We start from the raw sequence: 13,284 nt of genomic DNA on the forward strand, positions 1-13,284 counted from the left end.
TGGCCAAGACCAAAGTAGGCCGCCGTAAGGGCGGAAAGGTGACTATGCGTCGCCATCGCAAATGAATGCGCATACATCAATCAAAACCAACACACTAAGCCCCGAACCCCACTTAACGAATGAAATGCACCTTCCCAGTATCATCATTCCCCATATAGATCCCATACACCCCCGCCTGCCGCTCAAGAATGTACCGCTCCAGAATCTGCCGAATCGCCGGGTAGTAAATCTCGTCCCACGGAATCTCGTCAGGCTCGAAGAACTTGTAAGCCAGGGTCTCAGGCCCATACTCCCCAGTCTCCTCGGTCGCAATGGCCCGGAAGATGATGTAAACCTCGCTGATCTGCGGCACGCTGAAAATCGAGTAGGGCGAGACGATCTCGCCCCGCACGCCACTCTCTTCCCACACCTCGCGCAACGCCGCCTGCTCGGTGGTCTCGCCGGCCTCCATGAACCCCGCCGGCAAGGTCCAGGTCCCCGGCCGCGGCGGAATGGCCCGCTGGCACAACAGGTACTTGCCATCACGTTCGATGATGCAACCGGCAATGATCTTCGGGTTGATGTAGTGGACGTAGCCGCAGCCGGTGCAGTGCAGACGTTCGTGGGTGTCGCCGTTGGGGACGCCCCGGGCCAGTTCCGTGGTGCAGTGCGGGCAGTAGCGCGGGGCGGTGGGCATGGTCAGCGGCCTATGCGAGGGTCCTTGAGGGGCAGGGGAGCGACGATTTCGCGGACCTTGGCGTTGTCGTCCTGTTTCTGGCGCAGGTAGTCCAGTGCCACCTTCGCAGCAGCGCGTACGTGGTCGACCGAGGCCTGGTGGGCGACTTGCGGGTCGCCGCTCTTGATCGCCTCGACGATCTTTTCCATTTCACGGTTGCTGGCGCTGCGGCGGTTCTCTTGCGACACCGAAGTGGCGCGCAGGTAGCTGATGCGCGCCTGCAACTGGCGCAGTTGCTGGGCGGCCACCTGGTTGCCCGAGCCCTCGAGCAGCACGTCGTAGAAGCCTTGCACCGAGTCGAGCACCTGCTGCAGCTCGCCGTCTTCCAGCGCTTCGCGGTTGACTTCCAGAGCGCGCTCCAGGGCGCGGATGTCCTTGGTCTTGGCGTTGAGGGTGAACAACTGGACGATCAGGCCTTCGAGCACGCAACGCAGCTCGTAGATGTCGCGGGCGTCTTCCAGGGTGATGATGGCCACGCGCGGGCCCTTGGCGTCGGCGAACTCCACCAGGCCTTCGGATTCGAGGTGGCGCAGGGCTTCGCGGACCGAAGTGCGGCTGACGCCGAGGCGATCGCAGAGGTCGCGCTCGACCAGGCGATCGCCCGGCAGCAGGTGGAAGTTCATGATCGCGCTGCGCAGTTTGTCCAGCACGATTTCACGCAGGGTAACGGGGTTGCGGTTGACCTTGAAGCTGTCGTCGAGTGGCTGGCGTTTCATCAGGGGCGCTCTTTTATGAGGCTGTTGCGCCAACATCGCGAAGGGCCACGAACCGTGGCGCTCCTTGCAGTGGTTCGAAACAGCCCGTTGTTAACGGGTTGACTCTGCATCGGCTTCGGCGAAGGCCTCGCGGGCCAGGCGGAAACTGTCCACCGCCGCAGGTACGCCGCAATAAATGCCGACTTGGAGCAGGATCTCGCGAATCTGTTCGCGGCTCAGGCCATTGCGCAAGGCGCCGCGGATGTGCAGCTTGAGCTCGTGGGGCCGGTTGAGCGCGGAAATCATGGCCAAGTTTATCATGCTGCGCTCTTTGAGCGACAAGCCATCGCGGCCCCAGACGTGGCCCCAGCAGTACTCGGTAACCAGCTCCTGGAGCGGCTTGGTGAACTCGTCGGCGTTCTGGATCGAGCGGTTGACGTAGTCCTCGCCGAGTACCTGGGTGCGGATCTTGAGGCCTTGCTCGTACTTTTCGTTGCTCATCTGCCGAGGTCCTTGAACGTTGAATAAAAATGGGGGCCGCAACCGAAGGTGAGGGGGTATGCGCGGCCCCCGGAAAACTGCAAGGTCGGGGTTGCCTTCTTCGCGGGTAAACCCGCTCCCACAGGATGTGTGCGGTACCTGTGGGAGCGGGTTTACCCGCGAAAAGCCCGACGCCGATAATCAGCCCAGCGGCGGCAGCGCGCCGAGCTTGCCCTTGTGGTAGACCATCGGGGTAACCGGGTCGGCAGGCAGCACCAGGTTCTTCACCGCACCGACGATGATCGCGTGGTCGCCACCGTCATACTCGCGCCACAGTTCGCACTCGATGATCGCCGTGGCCTTGGTCAGCAACGGGTTGCCCAGTTCACTCAACTGCCAGTCGATGCCCTTGGCCTTGTCCTTGCCCTTGCCGGCGAAGGCATAGGCCTCGGCGGTCTGGTCGGCGGACAGCAGGTGGATGGCGAACTGCTTGCTGTCGCGCAGGATCGGGTAGGTGTCCGAGGCGTAGTTGGGGCAGAACAGCACCAGCGCCGGGTCGATCGACAGCGCGCTGAACGCGCTGGCGGTGATGCCGACGATGGCGCCGTCGGCGTCCAGGGTGGTGACCACGGTGACACCGGACGGGAACGAGCCCATCACGTCTTTGTAGATGCCGGGTTCGATCATCTCGTGTTCCTCTTAACGCATCACGAACGGGTCGGGCATGGGCGCGGTGGAGAGGTTGATCCACACCGTCTTCAGCTCGGTATAGGCGAGCACCGAATCGATGCCGCTCTCACGGCCATAGCCGCTGTTCTTGAAACCGCCGATGGGGGCCATGGCCGAAACCGCGCGGTAGGTGTTGACCCAGATGATCCCCGAACGCACGTCGCGGGCCAGGCGGTGGGCGCGGCCCAGGTCGCGGGTCCAGATGCCGGCGGCGAGGCCGAACTGCGAGTCGTTGGCCATCGCCAGGGCCTGTTCTTCGGTCTTGAAGCGGATCACCGCCGCGACCGGGCCGAACACTTCCTCCTGCATGATGGTCATCGAGTTGCTGTCGCACTCGAACAGGGTCGGCTCGTAGAACCAGCCGTCACCTTCGACCTCGGCACGCTTGCCACCCATGCGCAAGGTGGCGCCTTCGGCCTTGGCCGCGGCCACCAGGCCCTCGATCACGGCCAGTTGCTGGGAGGTGGCGATGGGGCCCATTTCGCTGCGTTCGTCCTGCGGGTTGCCGATGCGGATGCTTTGGGCGCGGGCGATCAGGCGTTCGACGAATTCGTCGAAGATCTCGTCCTGCACCAGCAGGCGCGAACCGGCCACGCAGCTTTGCCCGGAGGCGGCATAGATGCCGGCCACGGCGCCGTTGATGGCACTGTCCAGATCGGCGTCGGCGAAGATGATGTTCGGCGACTTGCCGCCCAGCTCCAGCGACAGCTTGGCGAAGTTCTCGGCGCTGCTGCGCACCACATGGCGGGCGGTGGCGGCGCCGCCGGTGAAGGCGATCTTGCGCACCAGCGGGTGGCGGGTGAGCGCCGCACCGGTGCTTGGGCCGTAGCCGGTGACCACGTTGACCACGCCAGCCGGGAAGCCGGCTTCGAGGGCCAGGCGGGCCAGCTCGAGGATGGTCGCCGAGGCGTGCTCGGAGGGCTTGAGCACGATGGTGTTGCCGGCGGCCAGGGCCGGGGCGAGCTTGATCGCGGTCAGGTACAGCGGGCTGTTCCAGGGGATGATCCCGGCGACCACGCCGATTGGCTCGTGCACGGTGTAGGCGAACAGGTCCGGCTTGTCCAGCGGCAGGGTGCCGCCTTCTAGCTTGTCGGCCAGGCCCGCGGTGTAGTGGAAGAACTCCGGCAGGTAGCCGACCTGGCCGCGGGTTTCGCGGATCAGCTTGCCGTTGTCACGGCTCTCGAGCTGGGCCAGGTGTTCCTTGTTCTCGGCGATCAGGTCGCCCAGGCGGCGCAGCAGTTTGCCCCGGGCGGTGGCGGTGAGGCCGCGCCAGGCTTTGCTGTCGAAAGCGCGCTGGGCAGCCTGCACGGCCAGCTCGACGTCGGCTTCGGCGGCGTCTGGCAGTTGCGCCCAGGCCTGAGCGGTGGCCGGGTCGAGGCTGTCGAAGGTCTTGCCGCTCTGGGCATCGAGCCACTGGCCGTCGATGCACATCTGGAAACGAACGAGGGTCATGCAACAATCCCCTTGGCGGATTCGGTGAGGGTGCGGGCTTGCTTGAGGAAGTCCAGCAGCATCTTGTTGACTTCGCGCGGCGCTTCCACCGGCATCATATGCCGTTGCTCGGCGAGGACCACGCTCTGCGCGCCGGGGATACGCGCGGCGAGCTGGCGGGTCATGGCCGGGGTGGAGCCGCTGTCGAGTTCGCCGGTGGCGATCAGCGTAGGCACCTGGATGCTGCCCAGGTCGCCTTCGCGGTACATGTCCTGGGTGGCGAACAGCGAATAGGTGGTGTGGTAGCCCTGCGGGTCGTTGCTGGCCAGCACTTGGCGGATGGCGGCGACCTGGGCTGGGTTGGCCGCCTTGTATTCGCGGCTGAACCAGCGGTCCAGGGCTGCGTCGACGTTAGCGTCGGGGCCCTGTTCAAGGGCTTGCGCGGCACGGGCGATCACCCCGGCGCTCTGCTCGGGGCTGCGGTTGAACACGCTGTTGAGTACCACCAGCGCGGCCAGGCGTTGCGGGTAATCGAGCGCAAAGGCGCGGGCCACCAGGCCACCCATGGAAAAACCGATCACGGTGGCCTGGGCGATCTGCAGGTGGTCGAGCAATTCGGCGAGCTGTTCGGCGTAGCCTTCGAGCGGCGTGTCGGCGGCGGGCACACGGCTCTGGCCATGGCCGAGCATGTCGTAGGTGATGACGCGGTAGTCGTTGGCCAGGCCGACGATCTGCCCGCCCCACATTTCCTTGTTCAGGCCCACGCCGTGGATCAGTACCACGGGCTGGCCCTGGCCCAGGTCCAGGTAACTGGTCCCGGTCGGTGTACGTTCAGCGACAGGCTGAATCATGGAGGGCGCTCCTTGAAGGTCGGGCGCGGCGGGTATGCTCGCCACGCCCAGGCCCGTCTTGGTTGTTGTTATTGAGCGTTGGCTTTTTCGGCAGCCAGTTCTTCCAGGTCGATGTAGCGGTTACCGATGCGCGGGTGCAGGCGACCACCGTCGGCGGCGCCCAGCACCACGACGATCTCGTCGGCGCGCGGGGCGTCTTCGATCTGCATTTCCAGGGTGATGTAGTGCGAGCGCAGGCCTTCGTCGTCCTTCTGCATCATCGGGATCTGGATCGAAGTGCCCGGGCCACCGCGCTTGTTGGTGAAGCTCAGGTAGCTCTTGGCCTGCACGGCTTCGCGGTAGTGGTTACCAAAGCGCAGGGTGTGGATCACTGCCGAGGCGTGCTCGATCTCGCCGTCGGCGCCGACCACGGCGGCTTTGCCGTAGGCCTCGATCTTGTCGGCACCGCCGATGGCGGCGGTCAGGCGCTCGACCATCAGTGCGCCCAGTTCGGAGCAGTTGGCGCGGATTTCCGGCTTCAAGTCTTCAACGAAACCGCGACCGGCCCATGGGTTCTTGATCACCACGGCCAGGCCGACCATGGTCACCGGCTTGTCGGTGGCCTTGCCGCCTTCGATGCGGGTTTCTTCGGAGTAGGTGACGATCTTGCGGATTTCGAAACTCATGGGGGGCTCCTGGTTAGGGTTATCAGCTCTTGTTGTCTGATGGTATACCATAATATTTGATGTGCAAGAGGTGACCGAAAATTTGTTTCGCCGGGGGACGAAAGGTCGCTTGATGCCCTGAAATCTCTGCTGTCTGTACTGGCCTATCGCGGGGCAAGCCCGCTCCCACGGGGGTACTGCGTGGGAGCGGGCTTGCCCCGCGATAGGGCCTAAAAAAAGCCCGCTCACGCGGGCCACAGGGGCCCACGGGAGCGGGCTGGTTCCCGCAAGATTTCAGGCAAAGGGAATTCAGGCGAAGGCCGGCACCACTTCCTTGATGAATAGCTCCAGCGACTTTTTCTTCTCGGCATGGGGCAGGCTGTTGTCGCACCAGAAGCTGAACTCGTCGACACCGAGTTCCTGGTAGTACTTGATGCGCGCAATGATCTCTTCGGGGGTGCCGATCATGGTGTTCTTGCGGATGTTGTCCAGCTCGAACGCTGGCACTTCGGCGAACTTCGATTCTGGGCTAGGCGCAAGGAAGCCATTGACCGGGGTGGTCTTGTTGCCGAACCAGGCGTCGAAGGTGCGGTAGAAGCGCGAGATGGCCTGGGCGCCGACTTTCCAGCCTTCAGGCTCCGCCGGGCTGTGCACGTGGGTGTGGCGCAGTACCATCAGTTGTGGGCGCGGCACATCCGGGTTGTTGTCCAGGGCGGCCTGGAACTTGTTCTTCAGGTCCAGCACTTCTTCGTCGCCCTTCATCAGTGGGGTGACCATGACATTGCAGCCATTGGCCACGGCGAAGTTGTGCGAGTCGGGGTCGCGGGCGGCGATCCACATCGGCGGCGTGGCGTTGAACGGCTTGGGCACGCTGGTGGAGGTGGGGAACTTGTAGACTTCGCCGTCATGGGCGTAGTCGCCTTCCCACAGTTTGCGCACCACCGGCACCATTTCGCGCAGGGCCTTGCCACCGTCGGTGGCCGGCATGCCGTTGGCCATGCGGTCGAATTCGAACTGGTAGGCACCGCGGGCCAGGCCCACTTCCATGCGACCGTTGCTGATCACATCGAGCAGGGCGCATTCGCCGGCCACGCGGATCGGGTTCCAGAACGGCGCGATGATGGTGCCGGCGCCCAGGCGGATCTTCTCGGTGCGTGCGGCGAGGTAGGCCAGCAGCGGCATCGGGCTCGGCGAGATGGTGTATTCCATGGCGTGGTGTTCGCCGATCCACACGGTGCTGAAACCGCCGTCTTCGGCCATCAAGGTCAGTTCGGTCAGGTCTTCGAACAGCTGGCGGTGGCTGACCTGTTCATCCCAACGTTCCATGTGCACGAACAACGAAAATTTCATGGGGCTTTCCTCGGAGCTTGTTGTCTTGTTGTTGCCTGCCGGGGCAGGGTTTCAGATGGGTTGCATCAGGCGAAGGCCGGCAGGCTGGCCATCTTGCCGCGGCAGTAGATCATCGGCCGTGGTGCCTCTTGCGGCACGATCAGGTTGTGCACCTTGCCGACCATGATGGCGTGGTCGCCACCTTCGTATTCGCGCCACAGTTCGCATTCGATGACGGCGGTGGCGCCGGCCAGGATCGGGTTGCCGAGGTCGCTCAGGGTCCACTCGATGCCGTTGGCCTTGTCCTTGCCCTTTTTCGCGAAGGCATAGGCCTCGGCTTGCTGCTCACCGGACAACAGGTGAATGGCGAAGCGCTTGTTCTTCATCAATACAGGGTAGGAGTCGGAGCTGTAGTTGGGGCAGAACAGCACCAGTGGCGGGTCCATCGACAGCGAAGAGAAGGCGCTGGCGGTGAGGCCGACGATCGAGCCGTCGTCGTCCAGGGTGGTGATGACGGTAACGCCGGACGGGAAGGAGCCCAGGACGTTCTTGTAGACAGTTGCGTCGATCATCTTGTGTACCTCGGAAGGGGCTGCGGTGGTCCGCGGTTTTTATCGTTGATGTGTCTGATGGTATACCGTAATACCTATTTTGCAAGCGGAATTTTCTGGTGCACGGATATCGCGATGAACGGTCAAGGCCCCGTATTCATTGGGTTTTGCAGTGAATTAGCTGCGCCAAGGCGGGGCGCCAGGCAGATCAGATGCGCTGAAAAAGCGCGGAGCAGTGTTGTCAAAAGTTTGGAATACCATAATATGGTCCGCAGCTGAGAGGCCGCCTTGAGCGGTTTCCATACAAAGATAAAAAACGACCTTTCGAGCTGAAAACCTATGTCCCAACCGTCGTCGCAACACCAGTTTGTCGAAAATCACACGGTCGATTACGTCCCACCTGCCGAGCGCCATGGGAAGGCGCGCGACCTGTTCACCCTGTGGTTCAGCACCAACATTGCACCACTGCCCATCGTCACCGGGGCCATGGTGGTGCAGGTGTTCCACCTGAACCTGTTGTGGGGCCTGATCGCCATCGCGCTGGGCCATCTGCTGGGCGGTGTGGTACTTGCCCTGGCCTCTGCGCAGGGACCGCAGCTGGGCATTCCGCAGATGGTGCAGAGCCGTGGCCAGTTCGGCCGCTACGGCGCGCTGCTGATCGTGTTCTTCACCGCGCTGATCTACGTCGGCTTCTTCATTTCCAACATCGTCCTGGCGGGCAAGTCGATCCACGGCATCGCCCCCAGCGTGCCGATGCCCAGCGCCATCGTCATCGGTGCCCTGAGCGCCACCGCCATCGGCGTGATCGGCTACCGCTTCATCCACATCCTCAACCGCATCGGTACCTGGGTGATGGGTTCGGCGCTGCTGGCCGGCTTCATCATGATGTTCGCCCAGGACCTGCCGGCCGACTTCTTCAGCCGTGGCGCGTTCAACCTGTCGGGCTTCATCGCCACGGTGTCGCTGGGCACCATCTGGCAGATCAGCTTCTCTCCATACACCTCCGACTACTCGCGTTACCTGCCGCGTGAGATCGGCATTGCCAAGCCGTTCTGGGCCACCTACTTCGGCGCCACCCTGGGTACCATCCTGTGCTTCAGCTTCGGTGCGGTGGCGGTGCTGTGCGTACCGGAAGGTACCGACGCCATGGCGGCGGTCAAGCAGGCCACCGGCTGGCTGGGGCCGATCCTGATGGTGCTGTTCCTGCTCAACATCATCAGCCACAACGCCCTCAACCTGTATGGCGCGGTGCTGTCGATCGTCACCGCGATCCAGACCTTCGCCGCCCAGTGGACGCCGAGCATCAAGGTGCGCGTGGTGCTGGCGACGGTGATCCTGGTGGCTTGCGGCATGGTCGCGCTGAACGCCTCGGCCGACTTCATCGGTGAGTTCATAGGCCTGATCCTGGCACTGCTGCTGGTGCTGGTGCCGTGGGCGTCGATCAACCTGGTGGACTTCTACCTGATCAAGAAGGGCGAGTACGACATCGCCTCGATCTTCAGCGCCGACGGCGGCATCTATGGCCGCTTCAACCACCACGCGATCATCGCCTACGCCTGCGGCATCCTGGTGCAGCTGCCGTTCGCCAACACGTCGCTGTATGTCGGGCCTTACTCGAACATCGTCGAAGGGGCAGACCTGTCGTGGCTGTTCGGCTTGATCGTGACCGTGCCGCTGTATTACTGCTTGGCCAGCCGTGGGCAGCCGGTGAAGGCGGGCAGGGTGGTTGGCGCGAACGACTGATTCATCGCGCAGATACATCGCGGGGCAAGCCCGCTCCCACAGAGTTAGCGTGGGAGCGGGCTTGCCCCGCGATGTTTTCATGCCGTGCAAAGCCCTCGGATCAAACCTTGAACTGCGCCACCATGGCGTTCAATTCCACTGCCAGGCGCGACAGGTCTTGCGCAGCCGCGCTGGTCTGGTTGGCACCGGCCGAGGTCTGCATCGCCAGGTCGCGAATGTTCACCAGGTTACGGTCCACTTCCCGTGCCACCTGCGCCTGTTGCTCCGATGCACTGGCGATCACCAGGTTGCGCTGGTTGATCGAGGCGATGGCCGCGGCGATCAATTCCAGCGCCTGGCCGGCCGACTGCGCCACTTCCAGCGTACCGTTGGCGCGGCCCTGGCTGCTGTGCATGGCGCTGACCGCACGCCCGGTGCCGTCCTGAATCCCTCCAATCATCTGCTCGATCTCAGCGGTGGACTGCTGCGTGCGGTGGGCCAGTGCCCGTACTTCGTCGGCGACCACTGCAAAGCCGCGCCCGGCCTCGCCGGCGCGGGCTGCCTCGATGGCCGCGTTGAGCGCCAGGAGGTTGGTCTGCCCGGCAATCGAGCCGATCACGTCCAGTACCCGGCTGATTTCGTTGGCGCTGCTGGCCAGTTGTTCGATTTCCTGGGAGGTGCCGGTGACGTCGTCGACCAGGTGCTGGATCGAGCTCAAGGCCTGGTTGACCTGGTCGCGGCCGTCGCGGGTGGTCTGGTCGGCACCCTTGGAGGCATCGGCGGTGCTCACCGCGTTGTTGGCCACTTCCTCGACCGCAGCGGTCATCTGGTTGACGGCCGTGGCGGCCTGGTCGATCTCGGCGCTCTGCTGGTGCAGGCCGCGGCTGGTGTCTTCGGTGACCGTGTGCAGTTCTTCGGAGGCCGAGGCCAGTTGGTCGGAGGAGGCGGCGATCTTGCGCAGGGTATCGCGCAGGCTCTGTTGCATCTGGCTCAGGGCGCGCAGCAGCAGTGCCGGCTCGTCGCGGCCGCTGACCTGGATGTCGCGGGTAAGGTCGCCGGTGGCCACACGCTCGGCCACGGCTACGGCGTCGGCCAGTGGGACGACGATGCTGCGGGTAAGCAGGGTGGCGATGGCGATGAGGGCGATGATGATGACCAGCAGTGAGCTGACGATCACGGTGAAGGCCTCGTCGGCCACGTCGCTGCTGCGCTGCGAAGCATCATCGGCGCCCTTGCCGTTGTAGGCGATAAGGGCCGCCATGGCTTTCATCATGCTGTCGGCATGCTGGGTGAGCGGGCCGCTGATCTTGCGCTTGGCATCGGCCGCGCGGCCGGCGTTGATGTCCTGCACGACTTCCTGCTGCAGGCCGTAGTACTGCTGGTAGGCAGCGTTGAAGGCATTGAACAGGGCACGGTCATCGGCGGCGATGATGGTGTCTTCGTAGGCTTTGAGGGCGGCTTGCAGCTGACCGTTGACGGTCTGCAGCAAGGCAGTGTTGCGGCCTCGCTCGTTGCTGTCGTCATCCAGAGCGGTGCGCAGGGTTACCGCACGGACGCGACCGAGGTTGCTGCTTATGTCGTTGAGGGCAACGATGGCGGGGATCCAGGTGATGCGAATTTCGTCGGTGGCGCTGTCCATCTGCCGGGTTTCGTAGAGAGAAAGCAGGCCCATTGCCAGAACCAGTGCACCTAAAAGCGCGAACACGCTGGCGGCGCGTTTGCCGATCTTCATATTCCGTAACTGCATGGCATGCTCCTTGACGTTGGCGTGCAGGCGTCAAGAGCATGGTTTGAGGGCCGTGATGGCGGGGCGCCAGGCTCTCGATGCGCTGCGGATTGAGTGTGTTCCTCACCTTCTCGATGTTTTTTTGGCGCCAATGATGCCATATGGCCATTATTATTGACCAGTCATTCAATGTAACAGCACGTACAGGCTGATCCGTCATTATCTGACGGATCAGTCAGTTTTAGTTCCCTTATACGATGGCAATCGCCGGGTCCGCGGCCGCCAGCGCCTGTTCACGGTCGGCTGCCGGTGGGTAGATCCATACGGTGTTGATCTGGCGTTTGAGGTTCTTGCCTTCCTGGCCTTGCAGCACCAGTTCGCGCTCCCAGCCCTCGCTGTAGGCCGCGCCCCATTCGCCCAGGTCCAGGCAAGTGACGTACTTCGGCTGGCGATATACCACTGGCGCCAGGCCCAACAGGTCGGCCATGGCGTTGTTGCCCGAATGGCGGCCCATGGGGATGGCGTGCTGGCAGGTCATCAGCGCGTGGTTGCCGATGTCGTCCACGGCGGCCCAGGCGACGTCGCCGGTGGCGTAGATATGCTCCTGGCCGACCACTTTAAGGTGCGGGTCGACCCGCAGCCGGCCCAGGGCGTCGCGCTCGCCTGTGACTTGCGCGGTCAGCGGGCTGGCCTTGACCCCAGCCGTCCAGATCACGGTGTTGCTGGCGATGTGTTGGCCGTTGTCGAGGGTCACGCCGCCTGCCTCCACGGCCACTACCGAAGCACCGGTCAGCCACTCGACACCGGCGTGTTCCGAGGCGGCGATGATGGCCGGGGTGATGCCGGCGCCAAGTGCAGCACCGATGCTGTCGGCACGGTCCACCAGCACCACGCGGACATTGCCTTCACCGAGGATGGCACGCAGGCGAGGCGTCATTTCGGTGGCGGTCTCGATGCCGGTGAAGCCGCCGCCGCACACCACCACGGTGTTGCGTGCCGGCGAGGCGGGCAGCTTGGCCAGACCGATCAGGTGTTTCTCCAGGCGTACAGCCGACTCCATCTGGTCGACATCGAAGCTGTGCTCGGCCAGGCCCGGCACGGCGGGGCGAGCGACCTGGCTACCGGCGGCGAGGACCAGGCGGTCGTAGCCCAGTTGCTGGTGCTGGCCGTTGGCGTCGATGTAGCCGACCTGGCGCGCGGCGCTGTCGATGCTTTCGGCGTTGCCGTGGATGAACTGCACGCCAACCACATCGAACAATTCGCTCAGCGGGGCCTGCAAGGTGTGGGCATCGGCTTCGTAGAAGCGTGGGCGGATGCGCAGCTCCGGCTGCGGGGCCAGCACGCTGATGCGCACGTCGCCGGCCTGGGCCTGGTCGAGCAGGCGAGCGGCGCTCAGGGCGCTCCATACACCGGCAAAGCCGGCACCGATGATCAGGATATGTGGGGTCATGTGAGTGCTCCGCGAGGTGGGGGAAAGGGCTTCGGTGGTGCGTTGGCTGCCTCCCGAGTAACTGCGACTGTATTGATCGTAGTTTGTCTCGGCAAGTATTTTTTTTAGCCCATCGCCGCCGAGGTTTTGGCAAGGGCGCTCAGAGCCTGCGGTTTTGCTGGATCGCAGGGGTTTTTTGTGCTGATAGGTTGGCGACGGGCGGCGAGCTGAAGCTTTGCCAGTTACCTTTTATGGGCGTAGTATTTGCGACAAATTCAGTCGGAGATTGACATGTCGCTCTACAGTGCCGGCGTCGAGTACGGTATCCATTGCCTGTTGTTCCTGGTCGACGAGCGTGGCGACAGCCGCGAGTCCAGCGTGCGTGACCTGGCCGAGTTGCAGGGTGTACCGCAGGAGTACCTGGCGAAGGTGTTTACCAAGCTGGCTCGGGCCGGGTTGGTTGCGGCTACCGAGGGTGTACGGGGTGGTTTCCGCCTGGCGCGGCCTTCGGATGAAATAACGGTGCTGGATATCGTCACGGCCATCGATGGGCACAAGAAGATTTTCGACTGCCGCGAGATTCGTGAGCGTTGCGCGGTGTTCGAAGGCTCGGCACCGGCTTGGGCGGTCGAGGGGACCTGTGCGATCAATGCGGTGATGCTGGGGGCGCAGAAGCGCATGGAGGAGGCGCTGGCGCAGCAGACGATCCTGGACCTGGCGCGGCGCTTTGGGCGCAAGGCGCCGGCGGCGTTTGGGCAGCAGGTTAATGAGTGGATGGGGGAGCGGCGGGACGGGAAGGGGAGTGGTAGCGGGGATATACCGGTAGTGGCTGTTTAAGTTGTTGTAGGACTGCTGTTTCCTTTCTAGATTTTATTCAGTAAAAGCATTTTTGTTTTGATAGGTTTATGCGCATTCATTTGCGATGTCGACGCATAGTCACCTTTCCGCCCTTACGGCGGGTTACTTTGGTCTTGGCCAAAGT

13 protein-coding genes are annotated in these 13,284 nt (G+C 63.4%); 2 read left to right on the forward strand and 11 right to left on the reverse strand.

Annotated features, from left to right (window positions below; translation table 11 throughout):
• Positions 1–112: 112 nt before the first annotated feature.
• From F6X61_RS19975 to F6X61_RS20015, 9 genes are all read right to left on the reverse strand, one after another.
• Entirely contained in the window at positions 113–676 is a 564-nt protein-coding gene (locus F6X61_RS19975) for an NUDIX hydrolase (protein WP_153788092.1), read from the reverse strand.
• A 2-nt stretch (positions 677–678) separates the two neighbouring features.
• Positions 679–1,431: a GntR family transcriptional regulator gene (locus tag F6X61_RS19980; protein ID WP_110996546.1), complete on the reverse strand. Its 753-nt coding sequence runs from the start codon at positions 1,429–1,431 to the stop codon at positions 679–681.
• Positions 1,432–1,521: 90 nt separating this feature from the next.
• Complete coding sequence (locus F6X61_RS19985; RefSeq protein ID WP_153788093.1) at positions 1,522–1,911, reverse strand: carboxymuconolactone decarboxylase family protein; 390 nt, start codon at positions 1,909–1,911, stop codon at positions 1,522–1,524.
• A 180-nt stretch (positions 1,912–2,091) separates the two neighbouring features.
• Complete coding sequence (locus F6X61_RS19990; RefSeq protein ID WP_153788094.1) at positions 2,092–2,577, reverse strand: flavin reductase family protein; 486 nt, start codon at positions 2,575–2,577, stop codon at positions 2,092–2,094.
• A gap of 12 nt (positions 2,578–2,589) precedes the next feature.
• The gene (locus F6X61_RS19995) at positions 2,590–4,071 is read right to left on the reverse strand and encodes an aldehyde dehydrogenase (protein WP_153788095.1); all 1,482 of its coding nucleotides are present in this window, start codon (positions 4,069–4,071) and stop codon (positions 2,590–2,592) included.
• Positions 4,068–4,901, reverse strand: coding sequence for an alpha/beta fold hydrolase (locus F6X61_RS20000; RefSeq protein WP_153788096.1), 834 nt, complete (start codon positions 4,899–4,901; stop codon positions 4,068–4,070). Before F6X61_RS20000 ends, F6X61_RS19995 begins: the two co-directional genes overlap by 4 nt.
• Positions 4,902–4,969: 68 nt before the next feature.
• Positions 4,970–5,566: an amino acid synthesis family protein gene (locus tag F6X61_RS20005; RefSeq protein ID WP_003256068.1), complete on the reverse strand. Its 597-nt coding sequence runs from the start codon at positions 5,564–5,566 to the stop codon at positions 4,970–4,972.
• Between the two features lie 288 nt (positions 5,567–5,854).
• Entirely contained in the window at positions 5,855–6,895 is a 1,041-nt protein-coding gene (locus F6X61_RS20010) for an LLM class flavin-dependent oxidoreductase (RefSeq protein WP_153788097.1), read from the reverse strand.
• Positions 6,896–6,960: 65 nt separating this feature from the next.
• Positions 6,961–7,446, reverse strand: coding sequence for a flavin reductase family protein (locus F6X61_RS20015; protein WP_153788098.1), 486 nt, complete (start codon positions 7,444–7,446; stop codon positions 6,961–6,963).
• 318 nt (positions 7,447–7,764) lie between these two features.
• Here F6X61_RS20015 and F6X61_RS20020 point away from each other — a divergent pair, with 318 nt between their 5' ends.
• Positions 7,765–9,168: a cytosine permease gene (locus tag F6X61_RS20020; protein ID WP_153788099.1), complete on the forward strand. Its 1,404-nt coding sequence runs from the start codon at positions 7,765–7,767 to the stop codon at positions 9,166–9,168.
• Between the two features lie 100 nt (positions 9,169–9,268).
• On the opposite strand, the gene F6X61_RS20025 is transcribed toward F6X61_RS20020, so the two are convergent.
• The gene (locus F6X61_RS20025; RefSeq protein ID WP_153788100.1) at positions 9,269–10,894 is read right to left on the reverse strand and encodes a methyl-accepting chemotaxis protein; all 1,626 of its coding nucleotides are present in this window, start codon (positions 10,892–10,894) and stop codon (positions 9,269–9,271) included.
• A 229-nt stretch (positions 10,895–11,123) separates the two neighbouring features.
• Entirely contained in the window at positions 11,124–12,323 is a 1,200-nt protein-coding gene (locus tag F6X61_RS20030) for an NAD(P)/FAD-dependent oxidoreductase (protein ID WP_153788101.1), read from the reverse strand.
• 270 nt (positions 12,324–12,593) lie between these two features.
• Between F6X61_RS20030 and F6X61_RS20035 the strand changes: the two genes are divergently transcribed.
• Complete coding sequence (locus tag F6X61_RS20035; RefSeq protein WP_125464434.1) at positions 12,594–13,139, forward strand: Rrf2 family transcriptional regulator; 546 nt, start codon at positions 12,594–12,596, stop codon at positions 13,137–13,139.
• Positions 13,140–13,284: the final 145 nt, after the last annotated feature.

It is taken from the genome of Pseudomonas sp. EMN2, assembly GCF_009650555.1.
Taxonomy (GTDB): domain Bacteria; phylum Pseudomonadota; class Gammaproteobacteria; order Pseudomonadales; family Pseudomonadaceae; genus Aquipseudomonas; species Aquipseudomonas sichuanensis.

Bases quoted from the DNA above. Each gene is read 5' to 3' on its own strand.
- F6X61_RS19975 (WP_153788092.1), bottom strand. From the start codon at position 676: ATGCCCACCGCCCCGCGCTACTGCCCGCACTGCACCACGGAACTGGCC.
- F6X61_RS19980 (WP_110996546.1), bottom strand. From the start codon at position 1,431: ATGAAACGCCAGCCACTCGACGACAGCTTCAAGGTCAACCGCAACCCC.
- F6X61_RS19985 (WP_153788093.1), bottom strand. From the start codon at position 1,911: ATGAGCAACGAAAAGTACGAGCAAGGCCTCAAGATCCGCACCCAGGTA.
- F6X61_RS19990 (WP_153788094.1), bottom strand. From the start codon at position 2,577: ATGATCGAACCCGGCATCTACAAAGACGTGATGGGCTCGTTCCCGTCC.
- F6X61_RS19995 (WP_153788095.1), bottom strand. From the start codon at position 4,071: ATGACCCTCGTTCGTTTCCAGATGTGCATCGACGGCCAGTGGCTCGAT.
- F6X61_RS20000 (WP_153788096.1), bottom strand. From the start codon at position 4,901: ATGATTCAGCCTGTCGCTGAACGTACACCGACCGGGACCAGTTACCTG.
- F6X61_RS20005 (WP_003256068.1), bottom strand. From the start codon at position 5,566: ATGAGTTTCGAAATCCGCAAGATCGTCACCTACTCCGAAGAAACCCGC.
- F6X61_RS20010 (WP_153788097.1), bottom strand. From the start codon at position 6,895: ATGAAATTTTCGTTGTTCGTGCACATGGAACGTTGGGATGAACAGGTC.
- F6X61_RS20015 (WP_153788098.1), bottom strand. From the start codon at position 7,446: ATGATCGACGCAACTGTCTACAAGAACGTCCTGGGCTCCTTCCCGTCC.
- F6X61_RS20020 (WP_153788099.1), top strand. From the start codon at position 7,765: ATGTCCCAACCGTCGTCGCAACACCAGTTTGTCGAAAATCACACGGTC.
- F6X61_RS20025 (WP_153788100.1), bottom strand. From the start codon at position 10,894: ATGCAGTTACGGAATATGAAGATCGGCAAACGCGCCGCCAGCGTGTTC.
- F6X61_RS20030 (WP_153788101.1), bottom strand. From the start codon at position 12,323: ATGACCCCACATATCCTGATCATCGGTGCCGGCTTTGCCGGTGTATGG.
- F6X61_RS20035 (WP_125464434.1), top strand. From the start codon at position 12,594: ATGTCGCTCTACAGTGCCGGCGTCGAGTACGGTATCCATTGCCTGTTG.